The sequence below is a fragment of the Streptomyces sp. YJ-C3 genome, assembly GCF_053891275.1.
The window spans coordinates 2,240,107-2,257,048 of the sequence record NZ_CM132685.1; the positions used below are offsets into that span (position 1 = coordinate 2,240,107).

The following is a 16,942-nucleotide window of genomic DNA, read 5'->3' on the forward strand; positions in this document are numbered from 1 at the left end:
GGCCGCTCAGGCCGGGAGCGCTGCCTGCCAGGTCACCGAGAGCCCGGTGTAGACGTACCGGCTGGCCTCGATGCCCAGCAGCACGATCCGGTCGCCGGGCTTGATCCGTCCCGAGGTCCAGCCCGCGTCCAGCGACAGCGGCACCGCGGCCGAACCGGTGGCCCCGACATCGGCGAGGTTCTCCACGATCCGTCCGGTGAGCGCCTCGTTGTCCTCGGCGGGCAGTCCGGCGGCCCGGTACTCCTCGGCGAAGTAGTCGGCGTTGCCCTCGGGCAGCACGATCGCGTCGAACTCCCCGATCGCCCGGCCCTCCTTGCGCGCCATCTCCTGGATCGCGCGGACGAACACCTGCGGTCCGAACGTCGAGGTGCCGGGCACGTCGATCTTCATCTGGATCAGCTGGCGCCGGCGCAGCTGCTCCGCCTGCGACACGTCCGTACCGCCGCCGATGATCTCCATGCCGGGCTTGCGCAGACCGCCCACACAGGCGTTGACGAACGTGGACGCGTCCGACGACGTGCCCGCCGGCTCGGCCCGCAGCACCACGGCCCCCGCGCCGTCGCCGAACGTGTACAGCGTCAGCCGGTCGCGCATCCGCACGCGATCCGGTTCCTTGTCCAGGAAGAGCGGCGCCATCAGCGGCGAGACCGACTCACTGCCCACCACGAGGGCGGTGCGCGCCGTCCCGTCGGCCAGCTGCCGCCGGGCCAGGTCCAGCGCCTGCACCCAGCCCGCGCAGGCCCCGCGGATCTCGATCGCGGCGACGCTCTCCAGGCCCAGGTAGTGCTGCAGGGTGGTGGCGACGTTGGGCAGCGTGTACTCCGGGGTCGCGGTGCACACCACGATCAGATCGACCTCGCCGGGCTCCACCCCGGCCCGCTCCAGGGCCTGCCGGGAGGCCCGCTCGGCCATCCGGCTGTTGTTGATCACGTGCTTGCCGGTGGCCGGGTCGATCATCCAGTACCGGGTCTTGACCTGGATGCCGTCGAGGACGTCGTCCGGCAGCGGCCCGACGTACTTCTCCAGCGTGGCGTTGTCCAGCGGATCACCGGGCACATAGCCGCCGGTGGACAGGATCTTCACGTCGTACGCGGCGGTCATCGGCCGGACTCCGTTCCATGAAGGGGGGCGGGGGACAGGACGAGCGAGGTGTGGGTGCCGCCGAGGGACGAGCTGTTGACCAGGACCGGGCGGTGCGCCCCGCCCTCGCGCCAGGCACCGACGGCGAGGACCGCCGACAGATGGGCCCCCGCGCCGACCGGCTCGCCGAGCACCCGCTTCGGGGTCTCCAGCCGCACCCGGTCCAGGTCGAACACCCGCTCCACAGCGGCCTGTTCGGGACGGTCGGCGGTGGCCAGACCCGCCGCGTTCGCCCAGACGGCCGAGACATGGTCAGGTCCGAGCCCGGCGGATCGCAGCGCCTCGCGCATCGCCCGCTCCACGCCGTCGCCGGACGGGTCCCAGCGGCCGATGCCGCACGCGTCCGACGCGGTCGCGTGACCCAGGACCACGGCGTGGATCGGGGCGCCGCGCCGCTCGGCGCTCGCCCGGCGCTCCAGCACCAGCGTGATGCCGGCCTCGGCGAGCGTGTACCGGCGCCCGGCCGCCGAACCGAACAGCGGGATACCGCGGTACGCGTCCAGCGTGGCCGGTGAGAACGCCTCCACCGCCGGCACCAGCAGGCGCTCGGCACGCCCGGCGCGCAGCATGTCGTACGCGACGCCCAGGGCGGCGGCGCCCGCCGCGTGCCCCGAAGTCAGCGTCGACGTCGGCCCTTTGGTCCCCAGCGCCATGGCGACCTGGCCGGCCGCGCCGTTGAACACGGTGGCCGGGAACACGGCCGGGTTCGCGGCCTGCGCGCCCGAGGACAGCACCGGGACGGTGAACCGCTCGCTGCTCTCCATCGGCCCGATCCCGGTGCCGACCACCACGCCGGTCGCGGTAAGGGCGTCCGCGTCGCCGTCCGCCCCCGCGTGCTGCAGGGCGGCCCGGCACGCGGCGACGGCGAGCTGGGAGACCCGGTCCATGCGCCGGCGGGCCTTGGGCGAGCCGGCGGCCGAGCGGTCGAACTCGACCCGGGCCAGGCGCAGTCCGTCCTCCGGCGCACCCTGCCGCTGCCCGGCCGCGTACGCCTCCCAGAGCGCCTCGGCCCCCTCGCCGGCCGAGGTGATCACACCGAACCCGGTCACCACGACGTCGTCCGGTCCGACGGCCGGAGCCGGCACGCCGGGGCCGCCGGGGCGGGCGAAGGCGACGGTGGCGTTGGCGCCGGCGAACCCGAAGTTGTTGGACAGCGCGGTGTCCAGCACCATCGGGCGGCCCGCCTCCGCCACCGGGTCGAGTCCGCACTGCGGATCCACTCCGGTGAAGGACGCGGTGGGCGGCGCCACCTGGTCGCGCAGGGCCAGCACCGTGACGATGCCCTCCACCGCGCCGGCCGCGCCGAGCAGATGGCCGATCATCGACTTGGTGCTGGACAGCGCGGTCTTCTCGGCGGCCTCGCCGAGCGCGGCACGCACCGCGTTGCTCTCCGCCGCGTCGTTCTTCGGAGTGCCGGTGCCGTGCCCGTTGACGTACCGCACGTCGTCGGGGGCCAGGCCCGAGGCGGAGAGGGCCGCCCTGATCGCCCGGGCCGCGCCCTCGCCCTCGGGGTGCGGCGCCGTCGGGTGGTGGCCGTCCGCGGACAGGCCGTAGCCCAGCACCTCCGCGACGACCGGAGCGCCGGTGCGCTCGGCCGCCTCCTGCGACAGCAGCAGGAGCATGCCGCTGCCCTCGCCCAGCGACAGCCCCGACCGGTCCTTGGAGTAGGGGGCCGCCGGCCGCACGGAGAGCGACTCCAGGCTGCTGAACCCGGCGAACGCCGACTCGGTGAAGGCGTCGCTGCCGCCGACGAGCATCGCGTCGGCCCGGCCCGCCCGGATCACGTCCAGGGCGTGGGCGAGCGCGTGCGCGCTGGACGCGCAGGCCGTGTTGGCGCTGAGCACCGGCCCCTTGAGGCCGAAGGCGGCCGAGAGCGCCTCCGCGGCGGCGTGCGGCGGCACGTACGTGTAGCGGTGCCAGTCGGGCGTACGGCCCTCCTGCACCTCGCGCAGGGCGAGTTCGGCGCTGCGCCAGCCGCCGTGGCAGGTGCCGTACGAGACGCCCCAGCGCTCGGCCGGGATGTCCGCGCCGACCCGCAGACCCGAGCCGGCCATGGCCTCCTCGGCGGCGGTCAGCGCGAAGTCGACGGAGGCGTCCCGGGCGTCGGAGCCCGGAGCGTAGTCGTGAGCGGGGAAGGGAGGCTCGGTGATCTCGCCGCCCACCGTGGTCTGGTAGCCGTCCATGGACAGGCCGCGCACGGGCGAGATCGCCACGCGCCCCGCGCGCACCCCGTCCCACAGGGCCTCGGCCGAACCGCCCTGCGAGGTGATCGCCCCCACGGAGGCGATCACGACGCGGACCGTCTGGTCAGGAACGTCAGTCATGCGTCTGCTTCCCTCTCTGGCCCTCTCCGGCCCTTTCCGGCTCTTTCCGGACGGGGCTGTTCGGCCGCTCATGAGGGCCTGGACAGGCTCAGGGCGACGGCCTGCCCCTCGATGCCCCGGGCCAGCGCCAGCGCGTGCGCGGGCGCGGACTCCCGGGCGCTGCCGCGGACGTGGTCCAGCGCGCACTCCGGGTCGGGGCTGTCGAGGTTGAGGGTCGCGGGCACCGTCCCGTGGTGCAGGGCCAGCGCGCACACGGCGGCGTTCAGCGCACCGCCGCCGCCGACGAGATGGCCCGTCTGCGGCTTGACGGTGCTGACCGGCACGGACCCGGCGGCCGAGCCCAGCGCGGTGCGCAGGGCGGCGCTCTCGGAGGAGTCCCCGAGCCGGGTGCCGGAGCCGTCCGCGGCGATGTAGCCGAGGTCGTCGGCGGCCAGCCGGGCGTCGCGCAGCGCGTACCGCACCGCCCGCGAAAGGCCGCGGCCCTCGGCGTCCGGCGCCGGCGGCGTACGGCAGTCGGTGCCGGCGCCGTAGCCGGTCAGCTCGGCGTAGATGCGGGCGCCGCGGCGCAGCGCCGCCTGCTTCTCCTCCAGCACCAGCAGCGCGGCGCCCTCGCCGGGGACCGCTCCGCTGCGCTCCCGGTCGAAGGGCCGGTACGCCTCCTGCCCGCGGTCGTTGCGGGTGGTCAGCACGCCGAGCCGGTCGAGCAGCGTCATCGACCACCAGCTGGTGGCGTCGTCGTAGCCGCCCGCGATCGCCACGTCCGCGTCCCCGCGGCGCACCGCGCGCATGGCCCGGCCGATCGCCGTGGCACCCGCGTCCGCGTAGCCCGCGAAGAAGGTGCTGGAACCCCGGATGCCGTACGTCTGCGAGATGTTGAACACCGCGCCGGGCTGCAGCCCTTCGACGAAGAACAGCGGGGGCATGATGACGTCACCGTGCCGGCCGAGGTGGGCCAGGTCGGCCGTGCCGTCCGGGCGGCGGATGACCTTCAGCTCGTCGATCAGCTGCTCCATCCGGCCGATCGACTTGTTGCCCCCGAGGTACAGGCCGGCCCGGTGGCCGAGCTCGTCGCCGCCGGCCTGGTTGTGCGGCAGGCCCGCGTCGTCGAGGGCGAGCCGGGCGGCGGCCAGCGCGAGCCGGTCACCGCGGTTGATGGTGCGCAGCTGGCGCCTGGTGGCGAACCGGGTGGCGTCGAAGTCGGGTATCTCGCCGCCCAGCCGGGTCTGCAGCGGCGACGGATCGTACTCGCGGATCGGGCCGATCCCGGACTCGCCGGCCACCAGCGCCTTCCAGTTGGCCTCGGGGCCTTCCCCCAGCGTGGTCAGCAGGCCCATGCCGCTGATGACGACCTGGCGTTCGGTGCCGCTCATCGCTGCTCCTCCTCGTAACGCCCCACGACCAGACCGACGTTGGTGCCGCCGAAGGCGAACGCGTTGACGAGGGCGTGCCGCACGTCCTTCTCGCGCGCCGTGTTCGGGACGAAGTCGAGGCCGAGCCGGCGGTCGGGCGTCTCCTGGTTGATGGTCGGCGGCACCAGGCCGTGGTTGATCGCCCCGATCGCGGCGAACATGCTCAACGAGGCGCCGGCGGACGTGAGATGACCGGCCATCGACTTCGGCGAGCTGATCAGCAGCCGCTGGGCGTCGTCGCCGAACACCTTCTTGATCGCCGTGGTCTCGGACAGGTCGTTGCCGTGGGTGCTGGTGCCGTGCGCCACCACGTAGTCGATGTCGGACGGTTCGAGACCGGCGTCGGCGATCGCGCCCTGCATGGACTCGATGGCCCCGCTGCCGTCCGGCGGCGAGTCGGTGACCCGCCAGGCGTTCAGGCTGGTGCCGTAGCCCTCGATCTCGGCGAGGATGTGCGCCCCACGAGCTCGGGCCGCCTCCAGTTCCTCCAGGACGAGGACGACGCCGCCCTCCCCGAGGACGAACCCGGACCGCTTGCCGTCGAAGGGGCGGCTGGCCCGCTGCGGATCGTCGTTGTACTCCTTCGTCAGCGCGCCCAGCAGACTGAAGCCCACCAGGTCGAGCCAGGACGTCAGCGAGTCGTAGCCGCCCGCGAGCATGAGCGTCGCGTCGCCCTCCTGGAGGGTGCGGAAGGCCTCGCCGATGGCGTGCCCGGAGCCCGAGCAGGCGGTGGACACCCCGAGCATGGGCCCGGTCGCGTCCAGCATCCGGGCCATCGCCGCGGTCGCGATGCTCTGGCTGTAGGCCAGGGAGTCCGAGGGCCCGTAGGTGAGGAACGCGTCGTCGCGGCCGGTCTCCTCGCGCAGCGCCCCGACGTCCACCAGCCACTGCAGGTTCGGCCGGTCCACGCTCGCGCCCATGGCCACGCCCATGTCCGCGCCGTCGTACGTCTGCTTGTCGACCCCGGCGTCGCGCAGCGCCTCCCAGGCCGCGCCGACGCCGAACGTGCCCGGCCGCAGCAGATGGCGCAGGCCGACCGAGTCGGGCACGGCGTCGGCGAGGTCGAAGTCCTTGACCTCGCCCGCGATGGTCACCTCGAAGCCGGTGGTGTCGATCGAGGTCAACTGGCCCACTCCGCTGCGCCCTTCGGCCAGCCCCTGCCAGGTGCTCGGCGCGTCGTTGCCCAGCGGCGTGACGGCGCCCACGCCGGTGACGACCACTCTGCGGTTCATCGCGGCGCCTCCTCGGTCTGTGACCGCCCCAGGCCGAGCTGCGCGGTCCGGCCGTCAAGCCTCATGCCGATCGTCTCCTTCTGCCGTGTCTGTGGTGGGGGCCGGTGCCGTGTCCGGCGTGGTGCGGGTGGGCGGCTGCGGTTCGGGAGCCGGGGCGGCGGCGCCGGTCAGGCACACCAGGACCGCGTGCGCCACGGCGAGACCTCCGCTGTGACTCAGGGAGATGTCGATCTGGTGCATCCCGAGGGACCGGGCGACCGCCTCGACCTCACCGTGCAGCCGCACCCGGGGGCGGCCGCCGCGGTCGTTGACGATCTCGATGTCCGTCCACTCCATGCGCGGGCCCATTCCGGTCCCGAGGCACTTGAGGACGGCCTCCTTGGCGGCCCAGCGGCCGGCGAGGTGCTCGCCGGCCCGCCGGTGTCGGTAGCAGTAGGACAGTTCGCGAGTGGTGAACACCCTTTCCCGGAGCTCGGGTTGACTGATCATCAACTCCTCGATCCGGGACACCTCCGCCAGGTCCATCCCCGTCCGTACGCGCAGCGGCGGCGGGGCGGGACGGCCCGGCGACCGCCCCGCGCCCGGTTCACGCAGCGGCTGTGGCGAGCGAGGCACGCTCGGTCACCAGGTCCGTCAGGTTCTGCACGGTGAACAGGGTCAGCACCTCGTCCGCCGTGAGCTTGCCGGCCAGCTCCTGCACGTCGATCTGCGGCAGGGACTTCTTGAGCTGGGCGAGCCCGACCGCGTTGATGATGTCGTCCTCGTCGGCGAACTCCTCGTCGGGTATGCCGCCCTGGAGCAGTTCGGCGATGTCCGCGACCTTGATCTTCACGTCCGACGCCCGCTCGATGCGGAACAGGACGTCGAGCAGGTCGATGGACTCGGCGTCGAGGTCGCCCAGCAGGGTCGCCTCGGGCACGACCTCCTCGAGGTCGATGCCCAGCGCGTCGGCGACGGCCTCCTGGACGATGGAGCCGAAGTCTTTCCCGTCGTACGACATGTGTCTTTCCCCTTTGTGAACGGTTGCTGGTGTGGGACGGACCGGGGTGGTGCGACCGGCCCGCGGGCCGGCGGTTCGTGAGGTGTCAGGACGCGACCGGCTCCTGCCACGTCTCCTGCGCCAGGGCGCCGTACAGCGCCGTCAGGCGACGCGGGTCCCCGGTGGAGCGGGTGCGGACCTCGTCGAGCGTCCGGCGGGCGAGGCCGCTGAGTACCCGGCCGGGGCCGATCTCGGTGTACGCGCTCACCGGGTGCCGGGCGGCGGTGCGCAGCACCTCGACCCAGCGGACGGGGCCGGTGAGCTGACGCCGCAGCAGTTCCCGGGCCTCCTCGCCCGAGCGGACGTAGGTGCCGGTGACCGAACTGATCACGGGCACAACGGGGTCGGCGAACGGCCGGGCGGCGAGCGCCTCGGTGAACTCCTCCTCCACCGCGCTCATCAGCGAGCAGTGGAAGGGGGCGCCCACGTCCAGCGGCACGACCCGCTCGGCGCCGGCGTCCAGCGCGGCCCGGCCGGCCTCCTCGACGGCGCGGGCGTGCCCCGAGATGACGGTCTGCAGCGGCTCGTTGTAGTTCGCGACCTGGACCAGGCCGACGCCCTCGGCGCTGCCGCAGGCGGCCAGCACCTGGTCCGCGGGCAGGCCGAGGACGGCCGCCATCGCGCCGGGCACCTGGCGGGCCACGTCGCCCATCAGCCGGCCGCGCAACCGCACCAGCTCCAGGGCCGACTCCAGGGACAGCACCCCGGCGGCCACCAGGGCCGGATACTCGCCGAGGCTGTGGCCCGCGGTCGCCGCAGGCCGGTAACCGGCGGCCTCCAGCAGGTGCCACACGGCGAGACTGGTCGTGGCGATCGCGGGCTGGGTGATCTCGGTGCGGGCGAGTTCCTCGGCGGTTCCGGTCACGCAGATCCGGGACAGCGGCAGGCCGAGGATCTCGTCGGCCTGCGCGAACAGCCGCCGGGCCGAGGGATGGGCGTCGAGCAGGTGCCGGGCCATGCCGGGCCGTTGCGAGCCCTGCCCGGGGAACATGGCCAGGCAGCCGGTCGGCGTGCCGGGGCTGACGGAGCCGGTCCGACCGGTCATCAGGTACTCCTTCCGTGAGTCGGTGCGGGGGTGCGCTGCCAGCCGGCCGCGTCCGGTGCGGCGGCGGGCTCGGGGCGGTGCCAGGCGGTCGGCCGGCCCCAGCCGCGGCGGGCGGCCGGCGGCGGCTCCGGCACGTCGGGGCCACGGCGCAGTGCGGCGAGCGCGACCAGCACGGCGGCCAGTTCCTCCGGTGTGGGGTTGCCCCGCAGCACCGACAGCGGAGGGGTCCGGGGCGTGCTCACAGCGGCTCGTTGCCGTGCTTGCGCAGGGGCTGGCGGGCCCGCTTGGTGCGCAGCATGTCCAGGGACTTGATCAGCACCCGCCGGGTGTCCGCCGGATCGATGACGTCGTCGACGTGACCGCGCCGGGCGGCGACGAACGGGTTCATCAGCTGCTCGGTGTACTCGGCGACCAGCTCCCGGCGCAGCTTCTCCGGCTCCGCCGCCGCACTGATCTGCCGGCGGAAGATGATGTTGGCCGCGCCGTCGGCGCCCATCACGGCCGTCTGGTTGGACGGCCAGGCGAACGACAGGTCGGAGCCGATCGACTTCGAGTCCATGACGATGTAGGCGCCGCCGAACGCCTTGCGCAGGATGACCTGCACACGCGGCACCGTCGCCTCGCAGTACGCGTACAGGAGCTTCGCGCCGCGCCGGATGATCGCGTTGTGCTCCTGGTCGGTCCCGGGCATGAACCCCGGCACGTCGACCAGCGTCACCAGCGGGATGTTGAACGCGTCGCAGGTGCGCACGAACCGGGCGGCCTTCTCCGAGGAGTCGATGTCCAGCACGCCTGCCATGGCGGCGGGCTGGTTGCCGACGATGCCCACCGTGTGGCCGTCCAGGCGGGCCATGGCGCACACGATGTTCGGCGCCCAGCCCTCCTGGACCTCCAGGTAGTCGCCGTCGTCGACGATGTGGCCGATGACCGTCCTGATGTCGTACGGCGTCCGGTCGTCGACCGGCACCAGACGCAGCAGTTCCTCGCAGCGCCGGTCCGGTTCGTCCAGGGGCCGCACGTAGGGCGGCGTCTCGGCGTTGTTCGACGGCAGGTAGGAGAGCAGTTCCCGCACGCCCTCGAAGCAGGACTCCTCGTCCTGGGCCACGAAGCTCGCCACGCCGGTGCGCGTGCCGTGGGTGTACGCGCCGCCGAGCTCCTCCTGCGTGACCTTCTCGCCGGTCACCGCCTGCACCACGTCGGGCCCGGTGATGAACATGTTGGCCATGCCCTCGACCATGAACGTGTAGTCGGTGAGGGCCGGTGAGTAGACCGCGCCGCCCGCGCAGGAGCCGAGCACGACACTGATCTGCGGCACCACGCCCGAGGCGCGGACGTTGCGGGCGAAGAGCTTGCCGAAGCCGGCCAGCGCGTCGATGCCCTCCTGGATGCGGGCGCCGCCGCCGTCGTTGAGGCCGACGACCGGGGCGCCGACGGAGTCGGCGAAGTCGAGGAGCTGGTGGATCTTCGCGGCGAACGTCGCGCCGAGCGCACCGCCGCGGACCCGGGCGTCATGGGCGAAGACGAAGACCGTACGGCCGTCGATCTCGCCCCAGCCGGTGATCACGCCGTCGCCCTCGGGGTGCGAGTCCTCCATCCCGAAGCCCGTCGCCCGGTGCTCGGCGAACAGACCGAGTTCGGTGAACGTGCCCGGATCGAGCAGGTGCTCGATGCGCTGACGGGCCAGCAGCTTGCCCTTGGAGAGATGGCGGGCGTCGGCCTCCGGGTCGTGACCGAAGTGGGCCTCCGCCCGGCGGGCGGTGAGCTCGTCGGTCAGGTCCGCCATCGTGGGTGTGCGCACCGGTGCCGGCGGCCGGAGGTCCGAGTCGGTCTCGCCGAGGTCCGGCAGCACGGCCTGGGGAGCGTCCGGAAGAGCCATAGCGATCCCTCTCTGTTCTGCCCTGTCGCGTCGGGGCCTTCGGATAGACCTTCGGACACCGGGATGGGCGCGGGACTGGAGCGCCTCTTGACGAGGGCTGTACTCCCAGGTCGGCGGCCTAAACAGGCAGCCGCACGCCCTCGCTCACCGGGCCCGTCCGGTCCGCCCTGAGCTCGTTCGCGAAGCTGCGCTGCAGACCGTCGAGCCGGTAGCGGGTGGGCAGATCGGCCACGGCGGCCTCGGCCACGGTCAGGAAGTGCGCCTCCACCAACTGCTCGCAGGCGTCCTCGACCGTGGCGAAGTCCTTGCCGAGCACCGGGCACGCCAGATGGGCGTCGAACTCGGACACCGGCAGGTCGGCCAGGCAGCGCAGCACCTCGCGGGCGTCGTCGGGCAGCGCGTTGTACGACACCGTGAAGCTGGCCCGCACGCTCAGCGAGCTGTGCGCCAGCTCGTCGAGCCGCCGCTCCTCGTCGCTCAGCCGTTCCGCGTAGCGGCGCAGCGACCAGTGGGGCCGGGCGTTGAGCCGTACGGCCGCGGCGCGCAGGGCCAGTGGCAGTCCGCCGCAGTACCGGGCGATCGCGGCGGCCGCGGCCGGCTCCTGGGTGACCCGCTCCGCGCCCAGCATCCGGGCCAGCAGCCGCACACTGTGCCCGTGCGGCAGCTCCGCCAGTTGCAGGACGCGGGCGCCCAGCGGAGTGCTGAGCCGGCCCCTGCTGGTGAGCAGCACCGCGGTGTCCCCGCTGCCCGGCAGCAGCGGCTGCACCTGTTCGTCGTCGACCGCGTCGTCGAGCGTGATCAGCAACTGGCGCCCGGCGAGGGCCAGTCGGTAGACCTCGGCGCGCTCGTCGGGGTCGGCCGGGATCTGGTCGGGGTCCGTGCCCAGCGCGCGCAGCAGCCGTCCCAGCACCGCGTGCGGATCCGCCGGACGGGCCCCGCTGCCGCGCAGCGCCGCGTACAACTGGCCGTCGGGGAAGGCGGATTGGAGCCGATGGCTCAGACGGACGGCCAGCGCCGTCTTGCCGACACCTCCGCCGCCGACGATCAGGACAGCGGGCGGCTGCGATGCGGACGTCCGCGTCAAGGTCTTCTGGACCAGGTCGAGTTCGCGTTCGCGCCCCGTGAAGTCGGGCAGGTCCACCGGCAGCATCTGCGGGACGACGACGGCGGGCCGGGGCGGGACGAGGAGCTGCGGCGTCCCGGCGCCGAGCGCGTCGGCGCTCCGCTCGGGCGGCGGCGGGGGAGCGGCCGCCTCGCCGCGCAGGATCGTCTCGTAGAGCTGCTGCACCCGGCGCGACGGGTCCGTGCCGAGTTCCTTGGCGATCAAGCGGCGCATCGACTGGTAGTGCTCAAGGGCGTCGACGCTGCGCCCTTCCAAGTAGAGGGCGAGCATGAGGCGTTCGCCGAGCTGCTCGGAGAGCGGGTCGGTCAGCAGCGCGGCGCGGAGCTCCGCGAGGACGGCGCCGGGCCGCTCCAGCCGGATCTCGGTGTCCGCCCACTGGCTGAGCGCCTCATGGTGCAGCTGCCGCAGCGTCTCGCGGACCCGGGCCGCCCATTCGCTGTGCATGCCGCCCAGCGCGTCGCCCCGCCACATGGTCAGGGCCTGCTGGAGCAGCGCGCTGCGTTCCTGGTCGCCGAGGGTCTCCTGCTGGGCGTTCTTGAGCAGTCGGCGGAACCGCACCAGGTCCACGGCGCCGAGATCCGCCGAGACCAGATAGCCGGCCGGCGATCTGACCAGACCGATCGGCTCGGGCAGCTCGGCCGAGGCCCGGGCGAGCGCCCGGCGCAGCCGGGTGACGTAGGTGTGGACGACGTTGCGGACCCCCGCGGGCGGCCGGTCCCCCCATACGCGGTCGACGAGGGACTCCAGCGGCACCGGCCGTTCGGGGTCGACCAACAGGGCGCCGAGGATGCTGCGTTGCCGTGCGGGGCCGATATCGGCCAGCGCGCTGCCCGTCCAGAGTTCTATCGATCCCAGTATCCGGAGCTCCATCGAAGATCACCCGTATCCCTTCAGTGGCCGGAAAGCTAACTCCGGCCGGTGCAGCGCTCCTAGATTTCTGCTCTGCCCTGACGGAGTACGTCATTCCGTTTCCGTGCGCCTCCTGCACCGTCGGGCCCGCGCCGGCCATGGACCGGTCGAGAGCCGCGCACGAGCGGCGCTCGCGCTCCAGCGGAGCGCGAGGGACAGGCGAGGGGAGCGGCCTAGCGTCACCTCTCGAACCGAACCAGCCAATGTCTGAAGGAGTCCCCATGGCCACCGAGGTGCACGCGTTCACCCTGCCCGGCGCGGACCTTCCGCAGCCCGACGCCGAGCTGCGCAAGCGGCGCGAGGCGGTCGTCATCGAGCACACCGTCGCCGAGGGTGCCTGGGACATCGACGGGGTGCTCGCGACGTTCCCGCGGGGCGGCGTGTACAAGGTCATACCGTTCGAGGAGGGCCCGCTGATCGGCGAAGAGGCCATCAAGAAGGGCTACTTCGCCGAGCTGGAGAAGGCCTTCCCGGTCGCCGACCACGGTCTGACCCACGTCCACCACACGCCGACCGCGGTGATCGTGGAGGCGCAGTTCCGGGCCAAGCAGGAGGCGGACTGGCGGGGCATCCCCAACCGCGGCAAGACCGTCGACGCCCCCGTGGCGATCTTCTTCCACTTCGACGGCGACGTGCTGCTCGACGAGACCCTCTACTTCGACATGGCCACCTTCCAGCGTCAGCTCGCCTGAGCCTCCCGTGCCGGGGCGCCCGCAGCCGGGCGCCCCGGCTGCCCGGACTCAGTTCACCGCCGACCGACAAGGACCACCCATGAGCGTGTCCAGGACGGACCGGAAGAAGAAGCCGCTGCCGACCCACTCGCCCGGGGTGCGCCCGATCCTCCTCGATGCCGCGGGCCTCACCCTGTCCGGCCTGCTGGCCGAACCGCCCGACGGACCGCCGCGGGCCACCATCCTCGCCGTCCACGGCGGCGGCATGACCGCGGGCTACTTCGACGGGCAGGTCCACCCCGACCTGTCCCTGCTCACCCTGGGCGCCCGGCTCGGCTTCACCGTGCTGGCCCTCGACCGGCCCGGCTACGGCCACTCCGCCGAGCAGATACCCGACGGCATGACGCTCGAGGAGCAGTCCGCCGTCCTGCCCGCGGCCCTCGACGCCTTCGCCGAACGGCACGCCGTCGGACGGGGATTCCTGCTGCTGGCCCACTCCTACGGCGGCAAGCTCGCCCTCACCACCGTCGCCCGCACCCCCGGCCTGCTCGCCCTGGACGCCTCCGGCGTCGGCCACCGCTTCGGCGTCGAGCCGGCCGGCCGGCGCCTGGGCCGCCGCATGGACTGGGAGCGCAACTGGGGCCCGCTGGGGCTGTACCCCCCGGGCACCTTCCGCGCGGCCGAGGCCCTGCTCGCCCCCATGCCCGCCCGCGAGGGCGCCGAGGTCGACCTGTGGCCACACATGTTCGAGGAACTCGCACCGCGGATCGACATCCCGCTGCGCCTGACGTTCGCCGAGCACGAGGCCTGGTGGCTGCACGAGGACCAGGACCTCGCCGATCTGACCTCCCGGCTGACCAAGGCACCCGTCGTCCGCGTCGAGCGCCTGCCCGACGCGGGCCACAACATCAGCCTCGGCCTGGCCGCCCGCTCCTACCACCTGCGCGCGCTCGCCTTCTTCGAGGAGTGCCTGCACACCGCCGCACAGACCACGACGTGGCCGACGCGCACCCCTGGAGAGACGACATGACCGAGCCGTACCGGCCGATGCCGGAGGACTGGCAGCGCGCGCTGTGCGTCGTCGCGCACCCCGACGACCTCGAGTACGGGCCCGCCTGCGCGGTCGCCCGCTGGACCGCGCAGGGCAAGTCCGTCGCCTACGCCGTGGTCAGCCGCGGCGAGGCCGGGATCGCCACCATGGACCCGGAGGCCACCGGCGCGATGCGCGCCGAGGAACAACTGCGGGCCGCGGCCGCGGTCGGGGTGCGGGACGTGGACTTCCTCGGCCACCCGGACGGTGTCATCGAGTACGGCCTGCCGCTGCGCCGGGACATCGCGCGGGCGATCCGCAGGTACCGCCCCGAGGTGCTGGTCACCATCAACTTCTACGAGCGCTGGCGCAGCGGTGACTGGAACACCCCCGACCACCGCAACGTCGGCGTCGCGCTGCTCGACGCGGCGAGCGACGCCGGCAACCCCTGGGTCTTCCCCGAACTCCTCGACGAGGGCTTCGAGCCGTGGGCCGGCGTGCGCTGTGTGGCGGTCGGCGGTTCCCCGGAGTCCGGGCACGCCGTCGACGTCACCGAGGGCATGGCCGCCGGCATCGAGGCGCTGGCCGCGCACGCCGGCTATCTGAAGTCGCTGCCGCCGGACAACCCGATGGCCGACGTGGCCGGCTACCTCACCACCAAGCACCAGCGCTTCGGCGAGCGCTTCGGCGGCGTGCCGACCATGCCGTTCGAGATCATCGGTGTCTGAACGGCATCGGCGGTCAGGGCCGGATCAGGAGTCGGCGGCGGAGAACAGCAGGCAGTAGTCGCCGGTGAGGCTCTCCGACGGCGTGCTCCACTCGAAGTAGATCTCGCCCTCGAACTCCAGCACCGCGGACAGGGCGTGCCCGATGTCGAACGCCAGCGGGGTGACCTTGCCGCTGGAATCACGGAAGTTGCCGACGCAGACGCCGATCCGGCCGCCCGGCCGCAGATGCTTGCCGATGGTGCCGAAGATGTCCGCCAGCTCGGCGAGATAGCGCCCGTAGGACCCGTCCATGGTGCGGAACGCGGTGAGCGGGTTCTCCGGGTGGTCGTGCCGCGCCATGTACGGCGGGCTGGTCAGGCACAGGTCGAACTCGCCGAGCCCGAGCCGGTCCCAGTCGCGCACGTCGCCCGCGAGGAACCGGCTCGGCGACCCCGCCGGCAGCCGGGCACTGCTGGACGCGACGCGCTGCTCCTGCAGTTCGATCCCGGTACCGACACGGCCCAGCCGGTCGGCGACGACGATGGTCGTCCCGTAGCCGGAGAACGGGTCGAGCACCCGGCCGCCCGGCGGGCTGAACGCCTCCACGACCGGCCGGATCTGCGCCTCGGTGAAGTGGATGTCGTTGCGCGCGCCCGGTGGCCGCTCACGCGCCTTGTCCTCGCTGTCCAGGCGGAGCAGCCGGTGTGCCGTCATCATGTCCTCCTACGAAGAGGACGACCCGTCTCCCGTCCCGCGGACGAAGCCCGCGGTGACGGGGGAGGGGTCGTCGGGGCGTGGCGCCTCAGGCCGCGGCCTGCTCCTTGCGCGGCGGCGTGTAGTCGGCGTGGTCGACGGCGCGCTCCCACACGGCTTCGAACGCCTCCTTGCACCGCTGGATCAGCTCCGGGTCCTCGGAGAACTCGTGCGGGCCCCACGAGCCGTCGCCGTGGAAGTTGGTGAAGCGCACCAGGCTGTCGTCGAACACCCAGAAGTCGTTGCCCGGCAGCATCAGTTCCGAGGCGCGCTCCCGCGGCAGCCAGCGCACCTTCTCGCCGGCGGGCACGTTCACGATCGTGGTGGTCTCCCACTCGTACTGGATGAAGTCGGTCACCGGCTCGGACACGATCCGCGCCCGCCGCCAGTCGATGCCGCGCTTCGTCGCGTCCTGCACCAGGTCGACCCAGTCGGTGTGCCGGTCGTACTCGATCGGGATGCCCTTCTGCCAGTCCACGAAGACCGGCCCCTGCGGGGTGTAGATGTCGCGCGTCTCCAGGTGCACGGCGGAGTGCTTGGTCTGCGCGATCAACTCGGCGAAGGCCGGGAAGTTGCTCGACATGCGGATCTCCAATCCAAGGTCGTACCGGGGTGAGGTCAGTTGACAGGTCGGGCCTCGAAGCGGGCTAGAGAACCGGTCCGGCGGCCCGCCACGCGGTGCTCAGACGCGTCGGCCGGGTGCTCACCGCGGCGACCAGGGCGCCCCGGCGGGAGTCCGTCACGTCCGTGACATAGACGTCCTCGAAGCGCAGCGGCGTCCCGTCCCCCTGCCCGCCCAGCGGAAGCGCCGAGAGATCAAGGGTGTCGAGCGAGTCCGGGTCCGTCCTGCCGATCTTGATCAGCGCCTCCTTGCGGACCCATTGCCGCAGGAAGGCCTGACCGGGGTCGGCGTGCGCGGTCACCAGAGCGAGCTCGGCGGCGGTGAGCACGCGGTGCATGACTCTGGTGCCGCGGCGCCGCGCGAGCCGCTCCACGTCGATGCCCACCGGGACGTGACCGGCGGCGGCGGCCACCACGCCGTCGGTGTGGGAGAGACTCAGATGCACGTCCGGCCGGCCGGCGAGCAGCGGCCGGCCGTGGTCGGTCCCGCGGCACGTCGGGCAGTGCTGGGCGAAGGCCACCTCGGCCGGGGCGACGCCCAGCAACCGCCCCGCGCAGAGCCGGACCAGGGCGTGCGCGGCGACGAAGTCCCGGCGGGCCGGCTCCCGGTGGAACCGCGCGAGCCGCCCCCGCTCTCTCTCGTTCAGCAGGTGCGGTCCGGCCAGCGGATGGCGCAGCACCTCGTCGGTGCCCGCCACCACGGCCACCGGGCCGCCCGCGTCGGTCATCGCGTCACTGACCGGAAGCGCCGGCCAGGATGCGGTCCACCAGCTCGCCGATGGTGACACCGGCCAGCTCGGCCCGCCGGATGTCCACCCGGTACTCCCGCTTGACCGTGACCATCAGGTCGGCGACGTCGAGCGAGTCGATCTCCAGCGTGTCGATCGTGGTCTGCGCGGAGATGGTGTCCTCCGGTATGCCGAGGTCGACGAGCTCGGTGCGGAGCAACGCGTGCACGGCCTCCGCGGTCACCTCAGGGGCATGGGACATGGGGTATCTCCTTATGGTCGGACGGAAAGCGAACCGCGGGCGAAGAATGTCTCCCCATACTGTCTCCAGGCAT

17 protein-coding genes are annotated in these 16,942 nt (G+C 73.0%); 3 read left to right on the forward strand and 14 right to left on the reverse strand.

What is annotated here, in order from left to right:
• Nucleotides 1-6 precede the first annotated feature (6 nt).
• The 10 genes from ACVHNB_RS09955 to ACVHNB_RS10000 all read right to left on the reverse strand — a co-directional run bounded on the left by ACVHNB_RS09955 (nucleotide 7) and on the right by ACVHNB_RS10000 (nucleotide 12,058).
• Nucleotides 7-1,101, reverse strand: a complete 1,095-nt coding sequence (locus tag ACVHNB_RS09955; protein WP_428951753.1) for a 3-oxoacyl-ACP synthase III family protein — start codon at nucleotides 1,099-1,101, stop codon at nucleotides 7-9.
• On the reverse strand, nucleotides 1,098-3,464 hold the full coding sequence (locus tag ACVHNB_RS09960; protein ID WP_428951752.1) for a beta-ketoacyl synthase N-terminal-like domain-containing protein: 2,367 nt from the start codon (nucleotides 3,462-3,464) through the stop codon (nucleotides 1,098-1,100). Before ACVHNB_RS09960 ends, ACVHNB_RS09955 begins: the two co-directional genes overlap by 4 nt.
• Before the next feature lie 68 nt (nucleotides 3,465-3,532).
• Nucleotides 3,533-4,834, reverse strand: a complete 1,302-nt coding sequence (locus tag ACVHNB_RS09965) for a beta-ketoacyl-[acyl-carrier-protein] synthase family protein (protein WP_456227843.1) — start codon at nucleotides 4,832-4,834, stop codon at nucleotides 3,533-3,535.
• Nucleotides 4,831-6,105 (reverse strand): beta-ketoacyl-[acyl-carrier-protein] synthase family protein, encoded by a 1,275-nt coding sequence (locus tag ACVHNB_RS09970; RefSeq protein ID WP_428951750.1) that lies wholly within the window; start codon nucleotides 6,103-6,105, stop codon nucleotides 4,831-4,833. Before ACVHNB_RS09970 ends, ACVHNB_RS09965 begins: the two co-directional genes overlap by 4 nt.
• Before the next feature lie 54 nt (nucleotides 6,106-6,159).
• A complete protein-coding gene (gene acpS, locus ACVHNB_RS09975; RefSeq protein WP_428951749.1) occupies nucleotides 6,160-6,720 on the reverse strand; it encodes a holo-ACP synthase in 561 nt (186 codons plus the stop codon).
• On the reverse strand, nucleotides 6,692-7,105 hold the full coding sequence (locus tag ACVHNB_RS09980) for an acyl carrier protein (RefSeq protein ID WP_428951748.1): 414 nt from the start codon (nucleotides 7,103-7,105) through the stop codon (nucleotides 6,692-6,694). Before ACVHNB_RS09980 ends, acpS begins: the two co-directional genes overlap by 29 nt.
• An 85-nt stretch (nucleotides 7,106-7,190) precedes the next feature.
• Nucleotides 7,191-8,189, reverse strand: coding sequence for an ACP S-malonyltransferase (fabD, locus tag ACVHNB_RS09985; RefSeq protein WP_456227844.1), 999 nt, complete (start codon nucleotides 8,187-8,189; stop codon nucleotides 7,191-7,193).
• Complete coding sequence (locus ACVHNB_RS09990; protein WP_428951746.1) at nucleotides 8,189-8,431, reverse strand: acyl-CoA carboxylase epsilon subunit; 243 nt, start codon at nucleotides 8,429-8,431, stop codon at nucleotides 8,189-8,191. The genes fabD and ACVHNB_RS09990 overlap by 1 nt, the downstream gene beginning before the upstream one ends.
• The gene (locus tag ACVHNB_RS09995; RefSeq protein ID WP_428957511.1) at nucleotides 8,428-9,972 is read right to left on the reverse strand and encodes an acyl-CoA carboxylase subunit beta; all 1,545 of its coding nucleotides are present in this window, start codon (nucleotides 9,970-9,972) and stop codon (nucleotides 8,428-8,430) included. Before ACVHNB_RS09995 ends, ACVHNB_RS09990 begins: the two co-directional genes overlap by 4 nt.
• A 211-nt stretch (nucleotides 9,973-10,183) precedes the next feature.
• On the reverse strand, nucleotides 10,184-12,058 hold the full coding sequence (locus ACVHNB_RS10000) for an AfsR/SARP family transcriptional regulator (protein ID WP_428951745.1): 1,875 nt from the start codon (nucleotides 12,056-12,058) through the stop codon (nucleotides 10,184-10,186).
• A 260-nt stretch (nucleotides 12,059-12,318) separates the two neighbouring features.
• Here ACVHNB_RS10000 and ACVHNB_RS10005 point away from each other — a divergent pair, with 260 nt between their 5' ends.
• From ACVHNB_RS10005 to ACVHNB_RS10015, 3 genes are all read left to right on the forward strand, one after another.
• Nucleotides 12,319-12,789, forward strand: a complete 471-nt coding sequence (locus ACVHNB_RS10005) for a nuclear transport factor 2 family protein (RefSeq protein WP_428951744.1) — start codon at nucleotides 12,319-12,321, stop codon at nucleotides 12,787-12,789.
• A gap of 79 nt (nucleotides 12,790-12,868) precedes the next feature.
• On the forward strand, nucleotides 12,869-13,798 hold the full coding sequence (locus ACVHNB_RS10010) for an alpha/beta hydrolase family protein (RefSeq protein WP_456227845.1): 930 nt from the start codon (nucleotides 12,869-12,871) through the stop codon (nucleotides 13,796-13,798).
• Nucleotides 13,795-14,526: a PIG-L deacetylase family protein gene (locus ACVHNB_RS10015; RefSeq protein WP_428951742.1), complete on the forward strand. Its 732-nt coding sequence runs from the start codon at nucleotides 13,795-13,797 to the stop codon at nucleotides 14,524-14,526. The genes ACVHNB_RS10010 and ACVHNB_RS10015 overlap by 4 nt, the downstream gene beginning before the upstream one ends.
• Before the next feature lie 24 nt (nucleotides 14,527-14,550).
• Here the strand turns inward: ACVHNB_RS10015 and ACVHNB_RS10020 are convergent, their stop codons facing one another.
• From ACVHNB_RS10020 to ACVHNB_RS10035, 4 genes are all read right to left on the reverse strand, one after another.
• Nucleotides 14,551-15,222, reverse strand: coding sequence for a DNA methyltransferase (locus ACVHNB_RS10020; protein WP_428951741.1), 672 nt, complete (start codon nucleotides 15,220-15,222; stop codon nucleotides 14,551-14,553).
• Between the two features lie 85 nt (nucleotides 15,223-15,307).
• The gene (locus ACVHNB_RS10025) at nucleotides 15,308-15,841 is read right to left on the reverse strand and encodes a DUF6879 family protein (protein ID WP_428951740.1); all 534 of its coding nucleotides are present in this window, start codon (nucleotides 15,839-15,841) and stop codon (nucleotides 15,308-15,310) included.
• A gap of 64 nt (nucleotides 15,842-15,905) precedes the next feature.
• Nucleotides 15,906-16,607, reverse strand: coding sequence for a 4'-phosphopantetheinyl transferase family protein (locus ACVHNB_RS10030; RefSeq protein WP_428951739.1), 702 nt, complete (start codon nucleotides 16,605-16,607; stop codon nucleotides 15,906-15,908).
• A gap of 4 nt (nucleotides 16,608-16,611) precedes the next feature.
• Complete coding sequence (locus tag ACVHNB_RS10035; RefSeq protein WP_428951738.1) at nucleotides 16,612-16,869, reverse strand: acyl carrier protein; 258 nt, start codon at nucleotides 16,867-16,869, stop codon at nucleotides 16,612-16,614.
• Between the last annotated feature and the right edge of the window lie 73 nt (nucleotides 16,870-16,942).